Source organism: Streptomyces sp. NPDC002870, from assembly GCF_042888505.1.
Lineage (GTDB): Bacteria > Actinomycetota > Actinomycetes > Streptomycetales > Streptomycetaceae > Streptomyces.
The window spans coordinates 404,266-422,852 of sequence record NZ_JBIAPW010000003.1 but is presented as its reverse complement, the minus strand read 5'-3'; the positions used below and the strand labels follow the sequence as shown (position 1 = coordinate 422,852).

The following is an 18,587-nucleotide window of genomic DNA, read 5'->3' as shown; positions in this document are numbered from 1 at the left end:
CCAGGATCAAACTCTCCGTGAATGTTTTCCCGTAATCGGGACACACATCACGAGAGCGGAACGGACAGACCGGAATAAGGCCTGCCGTCCACAGCATCCTCGCTGTGTAAATTGCCTACCCACCACATGGGCCAGTAGGACTTCAAAGGAACCACGACCATCCGAAGATGGACGGGGTATCAACATATCTGGCGTTGACTTTTGGCACGCTGTTGAGTTCTCAAGGAACGGACGCTTCCTTCGTACTCACCCTCTCGGGCTTTCCTCCGGGCGCTTCCCTTCGGTCTTGCGTTTCCGACTCTATCAGACGCTTTCATGTCCGATTCCCCGTCAGAAGGGGCTCGCTTTCCGACCTTTCGGCTTTCCGGCGGTGCCGACTCTATCAGATCCTTTCGGGCCTGATTCCCGGTCGAACTCGGGTTGTCTTTCCGACTGCTAGGCCGTTCCGACGCCCAAACTCTAGCGGACTTCCCGGGCGACTCATAATCGAGTCTTCGAAGTGAATTTCGGCGTGCCGAAATTCATCCCGGCTGGGAGATCGTGCTGAGTTGGTTGCCGCATTCGCGGCGGGAGTGGCTGTCGCGGAACCGTTCCGGCTCCGTGACAACTCGAAGAACTTTACGTACCGGCCAGGGGTGTGTCAACTCCACCCCACCGGGGCCCTAGTCCAGGTCGGTGAGCCTGCCGCCGGCGTCCGGCTGGGCGTGTTCCACGCGGCGCAGGACGCGGATCAGGAGCTCACCGAGCATGGCCCGCTCGTCCGACGAGAGGTCCTGGAGCAGGTCCTCCTCGAAGTTCGTGGCCATGCGCATCGCCTCGAGCCACTTCGTACGGCCCTCGTCCGTCAGCTCGACGATGACCCGGACCCGGTTGGTCTCGTCGCGGTCGCGGGTGACCAGGCCCTCGTTCGCCATGCGGTCGATGCGGTGGGTCATCGCGGCCGGGGTGAGGCCCAGTCGCTTGGCGAGTTCGCCCGGGCCCATCCGGTACGGCGCTCCCGCGAGCACCAGGCTCTTCAGGACCTCCCACTCGGCGTTGCTGATGCCGAGCTCGGCGACCTGGCGGCCGTAGGCGACGTTCATCCGGCGGTTGAGGCGGCCCAGGGCCGAGACGACCTTCTCCACCTGGGGGTCCAGGTCGCCGAACTCGCGCTGATAGGCGGCGATCTGTTCGTCGAGGCTCGGCTCCTGCAGGCCGGGGCCGGGGCTGCCCGGCGCGGGGCTGCCGGGCGACTCGGTGCCCTCGGGGCTCTCGGTTGGCATGCGCCGAAGTATCGCATGGGGCGCGTTGGCGTTGAAGTCCTTCAATGTGTATTGTTCAGTATCTAACTTTAGTGTTGAAGTCTTCAGACTTCAGTCCTTCAAGACCTCAAGGCAGGTGAGTGTGACCAGGGCGACGGGTGCAGCGATGCGCCGGATTCAGGCGGGGAACGCGCTGAGCGCGTTCGGACTCGGCTTCACTGTTCCGTATCTCTACGTCTATGTGGCGCAGGTGCGGGACCTGGGCGCGACGACGGCCGGTGCCGTCCTCGCGGTCTTCGCGATGGCCGCACTCGTCGCCCTCCCCTTCACCGGGCGGATCATCGACCGACGCGGGCCGCTGCCTGTGCTGGTGGGGGCGGCCGTGCTCGCGTCCGCCGGCGCGGCGTCGATGGGGCTGGCGGGGAGTGTGCCGACCGTCGTGCTGTCGGCCGCGCTGCTCGGAGCCGGTACCGCCGTGATGCAGCCCGCCCTCGCCACGATGATCGTCTGGTCCTCTGACGCCTCGACCCGTACCCGCGCCTTCGCCACGCAGTTCTTTCTGCAGAACCTCGGCCTCGGTATCGGTGGGCTGATCGGCGGACACATCGTCGACGAGAGCCGGCCGGGCAGCTTCCTTCTGCTGTTCGGCATCGAGGCTGCGATGTTCCTGGTACTCGCGGCGATCGCGTTCAGCGTGCGGCTGCCGAGTTCGCTCTCGCTGCAGGAGGCGCGGCCCGAGAACGCAGAGGCCAAGGCCAGGGGCGGGATGCGCGCGCTGCTCGGGAACCGGGCCATGGTCCAGCTGTGCGTGCTGGGCTTCGTCCTCTTCTTCGCCTGCTACGGACAGTTCGAGTCGGGCCTCGCCGCGTACGGGACCGAGGCCGCCGGGATCGAGCCCGCGACCCTCGGGACGGCGCTGGCCGCGAACACCGCGGTGATCGTGGTCGCGCAGTTCGTCGTGCTGAAGTTCGTCGAGCGGCGCAGGCGCAGCCGGGTGATCGCGGCCGTCGGGCTGATCTGGGCCGTCGCGTGGATCACGGCGGGGTACGCGGGGCTCGGGAACGGCAGCCAGGCGATGGCGACGGCCGCGTTCATCTCCACGTACGCGCTCTTCGGGCTCGGCGAGGCGATGCTGTCGCCGACCGTCGCGCCGCTTGTCGCCGATCTGGCGCCGGAGGCGATGGTCGGGCAGTACAACTCCGCTTTCGCCCTGGTCAAGCAGCTCGCGCTGGCGGTCGGTCCGGCCGTGGGCGGCCCGATGGGTGCCGCGCTGCACGGGCCGTACATCGTGACGTTCGTGCTGTTCTCGCTCGGCATCAGCGTGCTTGCGCTGCGGCTGGGCAGGCGGCTCACTCCCGTACAGGACCAGCCCTCGCTCGTGTCGAGGTCGCGGGTGGTGGCCACGCACAAGCCGGCCGAGCAGCTGGAGCCCGCTGCCTGACGAGGCACGTGGGAAGGACTACGCGGGCAGGGCGAACTCGCACCACACCGCTTTGCCGCCGCCCGGAGTGCGGCGGCTCCCCCAGGACGAGGCGATCGTCGCGACGATGGAAATCCCGCGGCCCGCCTCGTCCTCCGTTTCCGCGCGGCGGCGGCGCGGCAGGTGGTCGTCGCCGTCCGTCACCTCGATGATCAGGCGGCGGTCGGTGCGGCGGAGTCTGAGGCGCATGGGCGGGGTGCCGTGCTGGAGGGAGTTGGCGACCAGTTCGCTGGCGGCCAGCACCCCCAGGTCGTGCAGCTCGGGGGAGAAACGCCAGGAGGCCAGGACGCCGGAGGCGAAGGCACGGGCGCGCGGCGCCGCTTCGATGCCGCCGAGCAGCTCCAGGGCGGCGTTGTGGAAGAGCTCGGCGGACACGCCCGTACGCGTGGGGTGCTGCACGACCAGTACGGCCACGTCGTCGTCGTGCTCCGCGGTCACTCCCAGGGAACGGATCAGCCGGTCGCAGACGACCTGCGGCGTGCCGGTCGCTCCGCCGAGCGCGCGCTCCAGGGCGGCCACTCCCTCGTCGATGTCCTCGCCGCGGCGCTCGACCAGACCGTCCGTATAGAGGACGGCACTGGAGCCGGGCGGGAGGGCGATGGTGCCGGACGTGTGGAGCCAGCCGCCGGTGCCGAGCGGCGGGCCGGTCGGTTCCTCGGCGCGGCGGACCGTGCCGTCCTCGTCCCGGACGAGGATCGGTAGGTGGCCGGCCGACGCGTAGACGAGCCGGCCTTCGTTGGGGTCGTGGACGGCGTAGACGCAGGTGGCGATCTGGCTGGCGTCGATCTCGGAGGCCAGGCCGTCGAGCAGCTGGAGCACCTCGTGCGGCGGGAGGTCGAGGCGAGCGTATGCCCGTACGGCAGTGCGGAGCTGGCCCATGACGGCGGCCGCGCGCACGCCTCGGCCCATCACGTCGCCGATGACGAGCGCGGTGCGGCCGGCGCCGAGGGTGATGACGTCGTACCAGTCGCCGCCGACCGCGGCGTCCGTGCCGCCCGGCTGATACGTCGCGGCGATGCGCAGATCGTCGGGCTGCTCCAACTCCTGCGGGAGCAGCGATCTCTGGAGGGTGACAGCGGTCTCGCGGTGGCGGCGCTCGCTGGCGCGCAGCCGCTCGGCGGCCTCGGCGTGGTCGGTGACGTCGGCGGCGAAGACGAGGACTCCGCCGCCTTTCTTGGGGCTCTCGGCGGGCAGGCAGGTGACGGTGTACGAGCCTTGGCCGCGGACCTTGCGGGACTTGACGGTGCGGGGCTTGCCGCTGCGCAGCACCTGGTCCATGAGCGGCAGCAGGCCCAGTTCGGCGAGCTCGGGGCAGGTGTCGGCGGCGGTCGCGCCGACCGCGCGGTGGCCGAAGGCCGAGGCGTATGCCTCGTTGACGTACGCGACGCGGTGCTCGGTGCCGTACACCACGGCGACCAGGGCGGGCAGCCGGCCGAGGATCTCGGGTACGGAGAAGTCATCTAGGGCGGGGACGTCCGATAGGGGCTCCGGCTGCTGTGCGTACTCACCGCGGGCCGCCGGCACGGAGCCTTCCCCTCGCTGAGCGGGGGAGATCCCACGGTCGGTCCTCCGCGCTGCGGCGCGGCGCTGCGTCCCGGGGAGCCTTGCGCTCCAACGCGTGAAGTTCACTGACTCTCTAGCCTCAATGGTTGTCGCCAAGGGTCACTCTGTGCAGGTGTGAGCCCACCAATGGTCACACGTCCAGTGTGACCGACCGGACTGACAGTCCACGCCGTCCAGTTCCGTCAGTTCCCTCTGGAGCCGCTCTGCGGGCCGCTGTCGGGGCGGCGCTCGGGACCGGACTTCGGTCCGGGCGGGGAGCCGGGCCGAGAGCCCGGTTTCGGCCCGGGTTTGGGTCCGGATTTGGGTCCGGGTTTGCCGTGGTGCGGTCCGCTGTCGGGCCCGTGGCCCGGGCGTTTGCCGCCCGCTGCGAGTTCGAATTCGGCGCGTGGGTGTTCCAGCGAGCCGAGGGAGACGATCTCGCGTTTGAACAGCCCGGACAGGGTCCACTCGGCGAGCACCCGGGCCTTGCGGTTGAAGGTGGGGACGCGGCTGAGGTGATACACGCGGTGCATCAGCCAGGCCGGATAGCCCTTGAGCTTACGGCCGTAGATATGCGCGACGCCCTTGTGGAGGCCGAGGGAGGCGACCGATCCGACGTACTTGTGGGCGTACTCCTTGAGGGGCTCGCCGCGCAGCGACGCCGTGATGTTCTCGGCGAGGACCTTGGTCTGGCGCACGGCGTGCTGGGCGTTGGGCGCGCACTCCTTGCCCGGCTCTTCTGCGGTGACGTCCGGGACGGCTGCGGCGTCGCCTGCTGCCCAGGCGTGGTCGGCGCCGGCGACGGTGAGCTCGGCGGTGCAGACGAGCCGGCCGCGCTCATTGAGCGGCAGGTCCATGGCGGCCAGGACGGGCGCCGGCTTGACGCCCGCGGTCCACACGACCGTGCGGGTCGGGAAGCGGGAGCCGTCGCTGAGTACGGCGACACGGTCCTCGCAGGAGTCCAGGCGGGTTTCGAGGCGTACCTCGATATTGCGTGCGCGCAGCTCGCGGATGGCGTACTTGCCCATCTCCTCGCCGACCTCGGGGAGGATGCGGTTGCTGGCCTCTACGAGGATCCACTTCAGGTCCTCGGGCTTGATGTTGTGGTAGTAGCGCGCGGTGTAGCGGGCCATGTCCTCCAGCTCGGCGAGTGCCTCCACGCCAGCGTAGCCACCACCGACGAAGACGAAGGTGAGGGCCGCGTCGCGGATCGCGGGGTCGCGGGTCGAGGAGGCGATGTCCATCTGCTCGATGACGTGGTTGCGCAGGCCGATGGCTTCCTCGACGGTCTTGAAGCCGATGGCGTAGTCGGCGAGGCCGGGGATCGGGAGGGTGCGGGAGATCGAGCCCGGCGCGATGACGAGTTCGTCGTACGTGAATGCCACCGGGCCGGTGCCCTCTTCCGCGGTGGCGAGGGTGGTGACGGTCGCGGTGCGCTTGCCGTGGTCGACTGCCCTGGCCTCGCCGATGACGATCTTGCACTTGTCGAGCACGCGGCGCAGGGGGACCACGACATGACGCGGGGAGATGGAACCGGCGGCCGCTTCCGGGAGGAAGGGCTGGTAGGTCATGTACGGCTCCGGCGTGACCACCATGATCTCCACCTCGCCGCGGGCCAGCTCCTGCTTCAGTTTCCGCTGGAGTCGCAGTGCCGTGTACATCCCGACGTAGCCACCGCCGATGACGAGAATGCGCGCGCCCGGCGGGGGGCCGGGGGTCGTCCCCCGGAAGTTAGCAGCCTTCACCATCCCATGAGGCAACGGCCTCAGGCGTTTGTCCACAGCCTCGGCAAATTGTGTGACCGGAGGCTTCACGCCACTCTGCAGCGGCGCTCCACCGGGCGGCGGGGAAGGTGTGCAGGTCAGACCCGGCGAGAGGGGTGGCGGGAGGGGGCCTAAACAGGAACCTTCCGGCCCTTGCTCCGATCGGGGGGCGCTCTGTGCGGAACTACCCCCTTCTGAATTGACCCTGGCTCAACTATGTTCGTACCTCGTCGGGGTGTCCGGTCAAGGCACGCTCGGCAGACTGGGCGGGGAGGTCTCCGGGGGGAGACATCATGACCGGGGGAACGTGTATGACCATTCAGGATTCGCATTGGCAGGCTGCCGTCGCACAGGGTTCGACGGCCGACGGGAACGGACGAGCGGGATCGGGCGGGGCCAGCCGCTCGGCACCGCTGCGTGTGGACGCACAGCGCAATCTCGAGCATGTACTGCGCGCCGCTCGCGAGGTGTTCGGCGAGCTGGGGTACGGCGCGCCGATGGAGGACGTGGCGCGCCGGGCCAGGGTCGGCGTAGGGACGGTGTACCGCCGCTTCCCGAGCAAGGACGTGCTGGTGCGGCGCATAGCCGAGGAGGAGACCTCCCGGCTGACGGAGCAGGCGCGTACGGCTCTGGGGCAGGAGGAGGAGCCGTGGTCGGCGCTCTCCCGTTTCCTGCGTACGTCGGTGGCTTCTGGCGCGGGACGGCTGCTGCCGCCGCAGGTGCTGCGGGTGGGCGTGGACGGCGACGAGTCGACGGCTGTCGTACGGGACGGGGCGCGGGTGCCGCTTCAGCGGGTCGGCGCGCAGCCCGGGCTACGGGTGGTCGGGCCGCGTCCGGTGCCGGCCGATGAGCAGGACGACACGGGCGCGGCGGTTCTGCTGGAGGTCGTGGGGCAGCTGGTCGACCGGGCGCGGGCGGCGGGTGAGCTGCGCGACGATGTGACCGTGGCGGACGTGCTGCTGGTGATAGCCACGGCCGCGCCTTCGCTGCCGGATGCGGCACAGCAGGCGGCGGCTTCGGCCCGGCTGCTGGACATCCTGCTGGAGGGACTGCGGCCGCGGTCCGCGTGAGGTGCACCGGCGTTGAGTGAGCGATCCGTCCGCTCAGGCCTGGTCTCCAACTGACTCTTGCACAAGGCCGGTTGAGCCTTTCCCGAACGAGTGAGAGGTAGCTCGGATTCGGGAAGGCTCCCCGGATGAGTGGTTGAGGTAGCAGAGGGTATGGACCCATGCCGCTCTGTGGCACTCTTGGCCGGTGTTGGGGTCGGATGGTGCTTACGGGGGCTTCCGCGATGAGCGGTGACGGTCGGAACGAGTCACTCGACGGATCGGGCGGCGGTGAGCGGACCGGGCTGTCTTCTCGGCAGGTGCCGAGTCAGGGCGGGCCCGGTGGGTCTTCCGGGGTGCCTGGCGTCTCGGGTCCCGCCGATACATCGGGTCCCGCCGGTGCCCCGGGTCCCGCCAATGCGTCGGGTCCCGCCGATGCCTCGGGTCCCGCCGATGCCTCGGGTCCCGCCGATGCCTCGGGTCCCGCCGATGCGTCCGGCGCGACCGGCGCGTCCGGTTCCGGGGTGGGGGGCGGGCACGAGCATCCCGTGCCCCCGCAGCGCGAGGGCGGGAGCCTCGTCTCCTTAGCTGCGCCACGTGAACTGCCTGCGTCCGACGCCGAGTTGATCCAGCGTATGCGGGAGGGCGACGACAGCGCCTACGAGGAGCTGTTCCGCCGCCACTCGGTCTCCGTCCGCCGGTATGCGCGCACCTGCTGCCGGGACGCGCACACCGCCGACGATCTGACGGCCGAGGTGTTCGCGCGGACGCTGCAGGCGGTACGCGGGGGCTCGGGGCCCGAGTTGGCAGTGCGGGCGTATCTTCTCACCACCGTCCGGCGCGTCGCCGCCGCCTGGATGAAAACGGCAAAGCGGGAGCAACTGGTCGAGGACTTCGCGGTGTTCGCCGCGGAGGCCGCCCGCAGTTCGGACGCGGCCGGCGACGCTGCGCTCGATCTGGGCGCCGATGTGCGCGCGATGCACGAGGCGGAGCAGTCGCTGGCCGTCCGGGCCTTCCGCTCACTGCCCGAACGCTGGCAGGCGGTGCTCTGGCACACCACCGTCGAGGAGGAGTCGCCGAGCGAGGTCGCGCCGCTCTTCGGGCTGACCGCCAACGCCACGGCGGTGCTGGCCAGCCGGGCCCGCGAGGGCCTCAGGCAGGCCTATCTGCAGGCCCATGTGAGCACCGCGCTCACCTCCGGCGGCGACTGTGCCCGGTACGCCGACCGGCTGGGGGCGTATGCCCGCGGCGGTCTGCGGATGCGGGCCGAGCGGGGGCTGCGCAAGCACCTGGACGAATGCGCCAAGTGCCGGCTGGCGGCGGGCGAGCTCGCGCATGTCAACGACGGGATTCCGGCGCTGCTGCCGGTCGCGGTCATCGGCTGGTTCGCCGCCGGGTACTCCCTCAAGGTGGCCGGGGTCGCGGCCGGCGGGGCCGCGGGCGCGGCGGGAGCCGGTGCGGCCGCCGCTGCCTCTGGCGGTGCGTCGGGTGCCTCCGGGAGTGCGGGTGGAGCCGCGGCATCGGAGGGACTGGGAGCGCCGGTGAAGGCCGGTATCGCTGCGGCGGCTGTCGCGGCGGCGGCCGGGCTGGTGTGGGCGTTATCGGGCGGCGACCCCATGACCGCGCCGGAGCCCGGGGCGAAGCCTCCGGCTACCCAACCCGTCGTACCGCAGAAGCCCGCGCCGTCATCGAAGCCGGAGCCTCCGGCGAGGTCCGCGGCGGAGCCGACCCCGTCGGAGCCGACCCCGCCACCGAGGAACTCCTCGGCGCCCTCGGCCGCGTCCGCGGCCAGGCCGACCGCCGAGCCGACGCAGCCGGCCGAGCCCACACCTGCCCAGCCAAGGCCCCAGCTGCCGGCCCCGCCCGGCCCCCAGCCCACGCCGAAGCCCACCCCGCCCACTCCGCCGCCCGCGCCGGCCCTGCGGGTGTACCAGCTCAATCGGCTCGAGTACGGCGTGAGGGGCGACCACACCAGGCCCGAGGTGCGCCTGCGTGGGAGCAGCTGGCTCTGGCAGCGCTCGGGGATGTCGATCGACGGCACGCGGTACGGACACGGGGTGACCGTGCACGCAAAGTCCTCCGTCACCATCGACCTCAATCGGCAGTGCGCAAGTTACGACGCACTGGTCGGGGTCGACGACCTGACGCTGGGTCTGGGCGCGATGCGCTTCTCCGTCTACGGCGACGGCGATCGGCTGTGGCGGTCCCCGGTGATGCGCGGCGGGGACACGGCCGTGCCGGTGCATGTGTCGCTCGCCGGGCGGAAGACGATGCGGCTGGTCGTCGAACCGCATGCGGTGCTCGACTCGGCGGCGCTCGGAGACTGGGCCCACTCACGGATCAGCTGCCGCTGACCGGACCGGGCCGACTGCGGCCCAGCCCCTCGGCTCCCGGCGCCCTCGGCCCCCGAGGCACTCGGCCCCAAGCCACTCGGCTCCCGAGGCCACGTAGCAGCCGTCACCCGCCGGCCGTCACCCTGCAGCCGTCACCCCGACTGCAGTGTCGGTCTCGGCGGAACCCCTCCCGCCACCGCCCTCTGCCTCGGCGCCGCCGTGCCCGTCCAGCATGTACCCCGGCGCGAGAGCAGCCTCCGCAGCCACAGCTCCGTCGAGATCAGGTCCGCCAGGCCGTCCAGCGGGACCGGTTCGCCCTCCGACGCCGCGCGCAGGGCCTTGCGGATGACGCGGGCCTCCACCAGGCCCGCGTCCGCCAGCAGCGGGGCGTCGAAGAGGGCGATCAGGTGAGGGAGCGAGGCACGCAGGCCCGTGCGGGCCGCTGCCGTGGAGGAGGCATGGGTGGTCGCGCCCCAGCCCGGCGGCAGGTCATAAATGCCCGCGCCCGCGAGGACCTTGCGGAGGATTTCTGCGCGGGCGCCCGGCTTGACCCGTAGCGATTCGGGAAGGTCGCGGCAGGCCCGTACGACCTGGTTGTCCAGAAAGGGCGCGTGCAGGCGCTGGCTGCGGATCTCCGCGGCCTGTTCCAGGATGCGCTGGTCCGACGCGTGGCGGTTCAGCGCCGCCCGGGCGCGGGCCTCGCCCGGGCGTTGGACCGAGGTCGGGCGCGTCGCCACCCCCGTCAGGCGAACCGATACTTCAGCAAGCGCCTCACCCGTCAGCCAGCGCGCGGCAGGCCCCGGCCGTGACCAGGTCAGCGCGGCGAGCGACGCCCCCAGCGGCCCGGTGCCGTCCCGGAGGCCGCCGGGCCGGTTCGCCTCGAGCAGGCGGTCCGCCGCCGTCTCCAGGCCGGTGCGGTAGGGCGTGCGGGCCAGCCGTCGCGCCGCCCGGTACAACGTCAGCGGGATGAACAGCGACTGCGGCGATGGGCCCTCGGCGCGCGCCAACGCCGCGGCCGGGCGCAGCAGATGGCGACGCCGCCGGTCCAGCAGCAGGTCGGCCAGCCGCGCCGGATGCGCGTCCAGGACCTGCCGCGCACCCGCCCCCGTGAAGTGGTCGGCGCTGCCCGCGGCCAGTCGGCTGCGGTGACGGTCCGCCGTGACCAGCGACGGCGCGGGCTCGTCGGTCAGCGGCCCGTCGAGGCCCGCGTACGGCAGGCTTTCCTCCCCGGCCGCGACCACCACATGGTGCAGCCGCGGATTCGACGCGATCGCCCGCGCCCGTTCCAGCTCGGCTGCCTCTTCCGCCTCGCGTCCGCCCGTCACCAGATCGTTGAAGGTGACGGCGAGCAGCCGCTCCCCCGCGCCCGTGCCATGGCCGAGCACCGTGCCCGGCCGCCCCGGCAGCCCCGCCGCCAGCAGCGCGATCGTGCCGGACGCGCTGCCGCCGGACAGGTCGGCGCCGATTCCCGGAGCCGGGCCCCCGCGCGCGGCGCGCCGTTCCGCAGGCCCCATCCCCGGTACGGGCCCGGGGTCGGGCGGCAGGGTCTCGGGCGCGTGCCGTGGCGCGGTGAGCCTGGCCCGTACGGCATCGATCAGCGCGTCCCGTACGCCGTCCACCGCGCGCTCCGCCTCGATCTGCGGCCCGGCCACGGCGAGCGAGGCCACCGGCTCGTATCCGGTGATCTCCCTCGACCCCTCGCGAAGGATCAGCGCGTGCCCGGGCGGGATGCGCTTCACCCCGTCGTACGGAGTCGAATCGCGCAGCGCCTCCGGCGTCTCCGGGCAGGCGAGCAGCGCCGCCAAGTGCCCGATGTCCAGCTGTGCTTCGATCAGGTCGGCGAGCGGCAGGGCGGCGGTTGCGTACGCGGTGCCGTTCGCCCACGGCGTGTAGAAGACGGGTCTCGCCCCGGCGAGATCGCCGACAATCGTGACCCGGCGGCCGACCTGCACGACGCACGTGTAGCTGCCGGCCCACGCGGTCAGATGCCTGAGCGCCCCGCCGCGCGCCGCGAAGAGCCCGACGCGCAGCTCCTCGTCACTGGCCGCGCAACAGCCGAGGACGGCGAGCTTGGTGATGGAATCGACGGTGACGACGCGCACCTCGTCGGGTCGCCAGTCGCCGACCGCCCAGAGCGGATCCGGGTCTCCCCACAGGAGTTGGGCGCCCACGGGGTGGACGGTGCGGCCCTCGTCGGACGCCCCGACGGCCCCGGCCGTACCGAAGTTCGCGGCGATACTGCTCCAGCCCACCAACCACCGCATCGCCGCCTCCACAGGCTGTGGACAAACCCTGTCCCCGGCCGTAGCCGTTCGGGAACATGCCGCTTCGGGAACATGCTGCCACGAAGGCGGCGCACAGGAGGGGCTCCGGGTCGCGCGCGCAAAAAGGGAACGCGCCCCTGGCAATGGCGATTTGACGACGTTCCAGGACACGTCCTGGACACGACGGTAAGGACGGCCGACGCCCACACAGGCGCAAAAGGGACGTGAAGGACGGTCAGCATTCAGCCATTCTGCGGACATTCTCCGGACCGCTGACCGGTCCACCACCTGTGCACACACGCAGTCCGGGAGGCGCTGTTCGCCTCCCGGACCGGTCCGCCACCCGCGGGGATTGAGGCAGCGGTGTCCCCCAGCCCACTGGTTCCAGTACGCAGTGGGCCGACCCACGCAGGACTCATCGAAGCGCTCGCCCACCCGGCCCGGCCAGAGCGCACGGACGGGCGCACGGCCACACACCCGGAGCACGCCAGAGAGCATGACGACCCGCCGTCCACCTGCCGTCTCCTCCAACGCACAACAATCTCGCCATACGGAACACCGCCTCTTAACGGTCGGGATGCGGCGAACTACGCTGGGTTTACTGATGTTCTCCGCATGGGTGCATATTCCGAGGGGCTCGGCCAGGTGCTTTTGCAGCCGGGACCCCAGAGCTGCCCGGAGCTGTTCACCGGCGGAGGACACAGCACGAATGCCGTGCGCCCAAGCAGCGACGCGGCGGCCGTCTGTGTGTCGAGGGGTGGCGCATGTCCAGGGAGCTACGCGGGCCGAACGAAAAGCTCGGCACCGTTCTCGCCCTCGCGGGAATCAGCAACGCCGGGCTCGCCCGGCGGGTCAACGACCTCGGCGCGCAGCGCGGTCTGACCCTTCGTTACGACAAGACCTCCGTGGCGAGATGGGTGTCCAAGGGCATGGTGCCGCAGGGCGCCGCGCCCCATCTCATCGCCGCCGCGATCGGCGCCAAGCTGGGCCGTCCGGTGCCGCTGCACGAGATCGGTCTGGCGGACGCCGACCCGGCCCCCGAGGTCGGGCTCGCCTTCCCCCGCGATGTGGGCGAGGCGGTGAAATCGGCCACCGAGCTGTACCGCCTGGATCTGGCGGGGCGGCGGGCGGGCAGCGGCGGCATCTGGCAGTCGCTGGCCGGTTCCTTCGCAGTGAGCGCTTACGCGACGCCTGCGTCCCGGTGGCTGATAACCCCCGCCGACTCATCGGTCGAGCGGTCGGTGGACGCGGCGGACGACACCCCCGCCCGCGTGGGTCACAGCGATGTGGCCAAGCTCAGGGAGGCGGCGGAGGACGCGCGGCGCTGGGACTCCAAGTACGGCGGTGGGGACTGGCGTTCATCGATGGTGCCGGAGTGTCTGCGGGTGGACGCGGCGCCGCTGCTCCTCGGGTCGTATTCGGACGAAGTGGGGCGCGCGCTGTTCGGCGCGGCCGCCGAACTGACCCGGCTGGCCGGGTGGATGGCCTTCGACACGGGTCAGCAGGAGGCGGCGCAGCGGTACTACATCCAGGCACTGCGGCTGGCCCGCGCGGCGGCGGACGTCCCGCTCGGGGGCTACGTACTGGCTTCGATGTCGCTGCAGGCGACGTACCGCGGCTTCGCGGACGAGGGCGTGGACCTGGCGCAGGCGGCCCTGGAGCGCAACCGCGGCCTCGCCACCGCCCGCACCATGAGCTTCTTCCGGCTGGTGGAGGCGCGGGCGCATGCGAAGGCAAGCGACGCGCCGGCGTCGGGGGCCGCGCTGAAGGCGGCTGAGGGCTGGCTGGAGCGGTCGCGGGAGGGTGACGCGGATCCGTCCTGGCTGGGCTTCTACTCGTACGACAGGTTCGCAGCGGACGCCGCCGAGTGCTACCGCGACCTGAAGGCTCCGCGCCAGGTGCGGCGCTTCACCGAGCAGGCGCTGTCGCGGCCCACGGAGGAGTTCGTGCGCTCGCACGGGCTGCGGCTTGTGGTGTCGGCCGTCGCCGAACTGGAGTCGGGAAACCTGGACGCGGCGTGCGCGGCGGGCACGCGCGCGGTGGAGGTCGCGGGGCGGATCTCCTCGGCGCGGACCACGGAGTACGTACGGGATCTGCTGCACCGGCTGGAGCCGTACGGCGACGAGCCGCGGGTGGTGGAGCTGCGGGAGCGGGCCCGGCCGCTGCTGGTGGCTCCGGCGTAGGGCAGCTGCCGGTGGCTCCGGCGTAGGACTGGCCGATGGCGCGCAACCCGGTTCACCTGGTTTAAGGGCTTTGTCAGTGGGCCAGTGCACTATCGGGGTGGGAGGTGACGCGGTGACGGCGTCCGGGCAGGACTTCGCGCGTGGCTACGGGCATGGCTCCGGGCATGGCTCCCGGCATGGCCATGGGCATGGTTTCGACTGTGACGTGCTGGTGATCGGCGGCGGGATCGTCGGCCTGTCCACGGCGTATGCGCTCACGCGCGCGGCTCCCGGCACCCGGGTGACGGTCCTGGAGAAGGAGCCCGGTCCCGCACGGCACCAGACCGGCCGGAACAGCGGAGTGATCCACAGCGGGATCTACTACCGGCCTGGGTCGCTCAAGGCGCGGTTCGCGGTGCGTGGGGCGGCCGAGATGGTCAAGTTCTGCGCGGAGTACGGCATCGAGCACAAGGTCACCGGAAAGCTGATCGTGGCCACCGGCCGGGACGAGCTGCCGCGGCTGCACGCACTGGTCCAGCGCGGCCGGGAGAACGGCATTCCGGTGCGTGAGCTGGGCCCCGCCCAGATCATGGAGTACGAGCCGCAGGTGCGGGGCCTCGCGGCGATCCGGGTCCGCACCACCGGGGTGTGCGACTTCGCGGCGGTGGCGGCGCAGCTGGGAGCCGCGTCCGACGCGGACATCCGGTACGGCGAGGAGGCCGTGGCCATCGACCGCCGCAGCTGGGGCGTCGCCGTGCGTACGGCTTCGGGGGCGGTGATCAGGGCGCGGGTGCTGGTCAACTGCGCAGGGCTGCACTGCGACCGGGTTGCACGGCTGGCGGGTGACGAGCCAGGGATGCGGATCGTCCCCTTCCGGGGCGAGTACTACGAGCTGACGCGGCCAGAGCTGGTCCGCGGCCTGGTCTACCCCGTCCCGGACCCGGCCTTCCCCTTCCTCGGGGTCCACCTCACCCGCGGCATAGACGGCGGCGTCCACGTCGGACCGAACGCGGTCCCGGCGCTGGCCCGCGAGGGCTACAGCTGGTCGGTGGTCCGCCCCCGCGACATGGCACAGACGCTGGCCTGGCCGGGTTCGTGGCGGATCGCCCGCAGGCACTGGCGGTACGGAGCGGGGGAGCTGCACCGCTCGCTGTCGAGGCGGGCGTTCGCGACGGCGGTGCGGAGGCTGCTCCCGGCGGTGACGGAGGACGATCTGCGCCCGGTCCCCGCGGGGGTGCGGGCGCAGGCGGTGCTGCGGGACGGGACGCTGGTGGACGACTTCCTGATCCGCGAGGCCCCGCGGACGGTGCATGTGCTGAACGCGCCGTCCCCGGCGGCGACGGCGTCGCTGCAGATCGGCCGCGAGGTGGCGCGCAGGGCCCTGACCGCGCTGACGGGCGGCAACCTGTCCCCGGCGATCCGCTAGGGCGATCCGCTAGCCGGTCCCGGCCTTCGCGGACGGAGCCGGCTGCCGGGCGGCCCCGGCCCCACCCCGCGCCCCCGTAGAATTGACGCACTGTGTCTGAGCTCAGAAACCACACCCCCGACGGCACCCCGGCCCCCATCCGCGCCAACCGCGAGCCCCGCTTCCCCGGCGGGCCCGTCGCCGATCCCGCCGGGTCGCACCATGAGCGGCGCATCCGCAGCTTCCAGCCGCGGCGGAGCCGCGTGACCGCCGGGCAGGGCGATGCGCTTCAGCGGCTGTGGCCCCTCTGGGGCCTCGACATCGACGGGCACCGCGTCCTCGACCTCGAGGAGATGTTCGGCGGACTGCCCGTCGTCCTGGAGATCGGCTTCGGGATGGGTGAGGCCACCGCGCAGATGGCCGCCGCGGACCCCGGCACCGGGATTCTCGCCGTCGACGTCCACACCCCCGGCCAGGGCAATCTCCTCGGTCTCGCGGAGCGGAACGGACTGTCCAACATCCGGGTGGCCAACGGCGACGCGATCATCCTCCTGCGGGAGATGCTCCCGCCCCGCTCGCTCGACGGGCTGCGCGTCTTCTTCCCGGATCCCTGGCCCAAGAAGCGGCACCACAAGCGGCGGCTGATCCAGCCCGAGTTCCTCTCCCTCGCCGCCACCTGCATGAAGCCCGGCGCGATCCTGCACTGCGCGACCGACTGGGAGCCGTACGCCGAGCAGATGCTCGCGGTGCTCTCGGCGCATCCGGACTTCGAGAACACCCAGGAGGACGGCGGCTACGCCCCGCGTCCCGCCTTCCGCCCGCTCACCCGGTTCGAAGGCCAGGGCCTGGACAAGGGCCACAATGTGCACGACCTGCTGTTCCGCCGCCCGTTGAGGCCCGCGTAACCCTGAGTAGCAGCAAGGACACCGTCGCCAGTTGTCAGTGGCCCTCGTTAGGGTCGATGGGTGTACGAGTCGTCCCCGCAGGACCCCGCACCGGATCCCGCACCGCATCCGGCAGTCCCGGCGTTCGAGCAGCAGCACATCGCCGAGCTGCTCGCCGCCGTGCCGGAGCGTGCCCGCTGGCGCTACAAACCCCGCCGCGCCTCCCGGATCTGGCGCAGCAGGGCGCTACGAGCGGGGGCGCTGATCACCCTGCTGGCACTCTCCGGCCTCGTCATCCTCGCGCTCGTACGCGAACAGACCGGCACCCACGGCTTCCTGGTCGGTCTCGGCCTCGCGACCCTTCCCGTCCCGCTCCTCACCGCGGCCTTCCGCTGGCTGGACCGGGTCGAGCCGGGGCCCTGGCGGAATCTGCTGTTCGCGTTCGCCTGGGGCGCGTTCGCCGCCGCCCTCGTCGCGATCATCGCGAACTCCTTCGCGACCCGGTGGATAGCCACCGCCACCGCCGACCCGGCGAGCGCGGACACGCTCGGCGCGACGGTCATCGCCCCGATCGTCGAGGAGAGCGCGAAGGCCACGGCCATCCTGCTGATCTTCATCTTCCGCAGACAGGACTTCACCGGGCTCGTCGACGGCGTGGTCGTGGCCGGCTTCACCGCGACCGGCTTCGCCTTCACCGAGAACATCCTCTACCTGGGCAGCGCCTTCGGCGAGGACCAGGAGATAGGCACATCGGGGCTCGCCTCCGTGACCGCGGCGACCTTCTTCGTACGCGTCGTGATGTCGCCGTTCGCCCACCCGCTCTTCACCGTGCTGACCGGCATCGGCTTCGGGATCGCCGCGCTCGCCACCCGGCGACAGCGCATCCGCCGGATCTTGCTGCCGCTGCTCGGCCTCGCCCTCGCCATGGGCATGCACGCCCTGTGGAACGGCTCGTCGTCGCTCTTCGGCCCGTGGGGCTTCTACGTCGTGTACGGAGCGTTCATGGTCCCCGTCTTCGGGCTGCTGACCTGGCTGACGGTCTGGACCCGGCAGCGCGAACTGCGCACGATATCCACCGAGCTGCCCGCGTACGCCGCGGCCGGCTGGCTGACCGCCGCCGAGCCGGGCGCGCTCTCCTCGATGCGGGCGCGCACGATGGCCCGTGACGTCGCCCGGCGCGCGCACGGACCGGCCGCCGCGCACGCCGTGTCGGAGTACCAGCGGTTCGCGACGTCCCTGGCCTTTCTGCGCCACCGCGCCCACCGCGGCGCGGCGGGAGCGGACTTCGCGGAGCGCGAGCAGGAGCTGCTGCACCACCTGTGGCAGCGCAAGGACGTCGCCGCTCCCGCGCTGACGTACGCGGCACGGGCGACGGGCCGGGTGTGGACGCCGCCGCCGTACCGCGACTACGGCGGCTACAACCCGTACCGCAGCTAGATGTCCGACGCCGCGGTCAGCTCGGCCAGCTCGTCGGCCGTCAGCTCCAGCTCGGCGACCGCGGTCAGCGCGGGCAGCTGCTCGACCGTGCGGGCCGAGGCGATCGGCGCGACGACGGTCGGCTGTGCGGCCAGCCAGGCGAGTGCGACGGTCGCGATCCGCGCGCCACGGTCCCGGGCGACCTTGTCGAGCGCGGCGAGGACCGCCAGGCCCCGCCCGGTCTCCAGGTGCTTGCTCGCGCCTGCGGCCCGTGCGCTGTCCACCGCCACACCCGGCCGGTACTTGCCGGTGAGGAAGCCGGAGGCGAGCGCGGAGTAGGGGACGGCGGCGAGCCCGGCACGGGCGGCGGTGTCCCGCAGCTCGCCCTCGTACGTGTCACGGGAGACGAGGTTGTAGCGCGGCTGGAGCGCGACGTAGCGGGCAAGTCCCTCGCGCTCCGAGAAGTCCAGGGACGCCTGGAGCCGCTCGGGGCTGAGGTTGGAGGCGGCGATGGCACGGACCTTGCCGTCCCGCACCAGCTGGTCGAGAGTCGTGATGATCTCCTCGACGGGGACGCTCGGATCGTCGAAGTGCGTGTAGTACAGGTCGATGTAGTCGGTACGCAGCCGCTTCAGGGATTGCTCGGCAGCGGCCTTGAGGGTGGTGGCGGAGAGTCCCCGGTACTGGGGGTGCGCGCCGGCCTTGGTCGCGACGACGACGTCGGAACGGTTGCCGCGCGCGGCCAGCCAGTTGCCGATGACGGTCTCGGACTCGCCGCCCTCGTTGCCCGGTGCCCAGGAGGAGTAGGCGTCGGCAGTGTCGACGAAGTTGCCGCCGACGGCGGTGTACGCGTCGAGCACGGCGAAGGACTGCGCCTGGTCGGCGGTCCAGCCGAAGACATTGCCGCCGAGAGCGAGCGGGGAGACGGCGATGCCGGACGAGCCGAGGGTTCGCAGAGAAGTCATGGGTGGATCAACGACCGTGGCGGCGCGGGCTATTCCGGCTCTGCGCCCTGCGCCGGTGTGCGGTCTGCGCCGGTGTGCGCGCTGCG

12 protein-coding genes are annotated in these 18,587 nt (G+C 71.7%); 7 read left to right on the top strand and 5 right to left on the bottom strand.

Going from position 1 to position 18,587, the window contains the following annotated elements:
- Positions 1-662: 662 nt before the first annotated feature.
- A complete protein-coding gene (locus ACFYWY_RS06620; protein ID WP_389180647.1) occupies positions 663-1,262 on the bottom strand; it encodes a MarR family winged helix-turn-helix transcriptional regulator in 600 nt (199 codons plus the stop codon).
- 145 nt (positions 1,263-1,407) lie between these two features.
- On the opposite strand from ACFYWY_RS06620, the gene ACFYWY_RS06615 reads away from it, so the two are divergent.
- Positions 1,408-2,682: an MFS transporter gene (locus ACFYWY_RS06615; RefSeq protein ID WP_389180645.1), complete on the top strand. Its 1,275-nt coding sequence runs from the start codon at positions 1,408-1,410 to the stop codon at positions 2,680-2,682.
- An 18-nt stretch (positions 2,683-2,700) separates the two neighbouring features.
- Here ACFYWY_RS06615 and ACFYWY_RS06610 read toward each other — a convergent pair whose 3' ends face one another.
- Both ACFYWY_RS06610 and ACFYWY_RS06605 read right to left on the bottom strand, forming a co-directional pair.
- Positions 2,701-4,350 carry a SpoIIE family protein phosphatase gene (locus tag ACFYWY_RS06610; RefSeq protein ID WP_389180642.1) on the bottom strand — a complete coding sequence of 550 codons (1,650 nt, stop codon included), beginning with the start codon at positions 4,348-4,350 and terminating at the stop codon, positions 2,701-2,703.
- 116 nt (positions 4,351-4,466) lie between these two features.
- On the bottom strand, positions 4,467-6,011 hold the full coding sequence (locus tag ACFYWY_RS06605) for an FAD-dependent oxidoreductase (RefSeq protein ID WP_389180639.1): 1,545 nt from the start codon (positions 6,009-6,011) through the stop codon (positions 4,467-4,469).
- Positions 6,012-6,337: 326 nt separating this feature from the next.
- On the opposite strand from ACFYWY_RS06605, the gene ACFYWY_RS06600 reads away from it, so the two are divergent.
- Positions 6,338-7,096 (top strand): TetR/AcrR family transcriptional regulator, encoded by a 759-nt coding sequence (locus tag ACFYWY_RS06600; RefSeq protein ID WP_389180635.1) that lies wholly within the window; start codon positions 6,338-6,340, stop codon positions 7,094-7,096.
- A gap of 221 nt (positions 7,097-7,317) precedes the next feature.
- On the top strand, positions 7,318-9,426 hold the full coding sequence (locus ACFYWY_RS06595) for a sigma-70 family RNA polymerase sigma factor (protein WP_389180632.1): 2,109 nt from the start codon (positions 7,318-7,320) through the stop codon (positions 9,424-9,426).
- 131 nt (positions 9,427-9,557) lie between these two features.
- Here the strand turns inward: ACFYWY_RS06595 and ACFYWY_RS06590 are convergent, their stop codons facing one another.
- Positions 9,558-11,669, bottom strand: coding sequence for an asparagine synthase-related protein (locus tag ACFYWY_RS06590; protein WP_389180629.1), 2,112 nt, complete (start codon positions 11,667-11,669; stop codon positions 9,558-9,560).
- A gap of 764 nt (positions 11,670-12,433) precedes the next feature.
- Here ACFYWY_RS06590 and ACFYWY_RS06585 point away from each other — a divergent pair.
- The 4 genes from ACFYWY_RS06585 to ACFYWY_RS06570 all read left to right on the top strand — a co-directional run bounded on the left by ACFYWY_RS06585 (position 12,434) and on the right by ACFYWY_RS06570 (position 17,557).
- Positions 12,434-13,852: an MFS transporter gene (locus ACFYWY_RS06585; protein WP_389180626.1), complete on the top strand. Its 1,419-nt coding sequence runs from the start codon at positions 12,434-12,436 to the stop codon at positions 13,850-13,852.
- Positions 13,853-14,057: 205 nt separating this feature from the next.
- Complete coding sequence (gene lhgO / locus ACFYWY_RS06580) at positions 14,058-15,257, top strand: L-2-hydroxyglutarate oxidase (protein ID WP_389180710.1); 1,200 nt, start codon at positions 14,058-14,060, stop codon at positions 15,255-15,257.
- A gap of 92 nt (positions 15,258-15,349) precedes the next feature.
- Complete coding sequence (gene trmB, locus ACFYWY_RS06575) at positions 15,350-16,141, top strand: tRNA (guanosine(46)-N7)-methyltransferase TrmB (protein ID WP_389180623.1); 792 nt, start codon at positions 15,350-15,352, stop codon at positions 16,139-16,141.
- Between the two features lie 60 nt (positions 16,142-16,201).
- Complete coding sequence (locus tag ACFYWY_RS06570; RefSeq protein ID WP_389180620.1) at positions 16,202-17,557, top strand: PrsW family intramembrane metalloprotease; 1,356 nt, start codon at positions 16,202-16,204, stop codon at positions 17,555-17,557.
- Here ACFYWY_RS06570 and ACFYWY_RS06565 read toward each other — a convergent pair.
- Positions 17,554-18,501, bottom strand: a complete 948-nt coding sequence (locus ACFYWY_RS06565; protein WP_389180617.1) for an aldo/keto reductase — start codon at positions 18,499-18,501, stop codon at positions 17,554-17,556. The two genes, ACFYWY_RS06570 and ACFYWY_RS06565, sit on opposite strands and share 4 nt — an antisense overlap.
- Positions 18,502-18,587 lie beyond the last annotated feature (86 nt).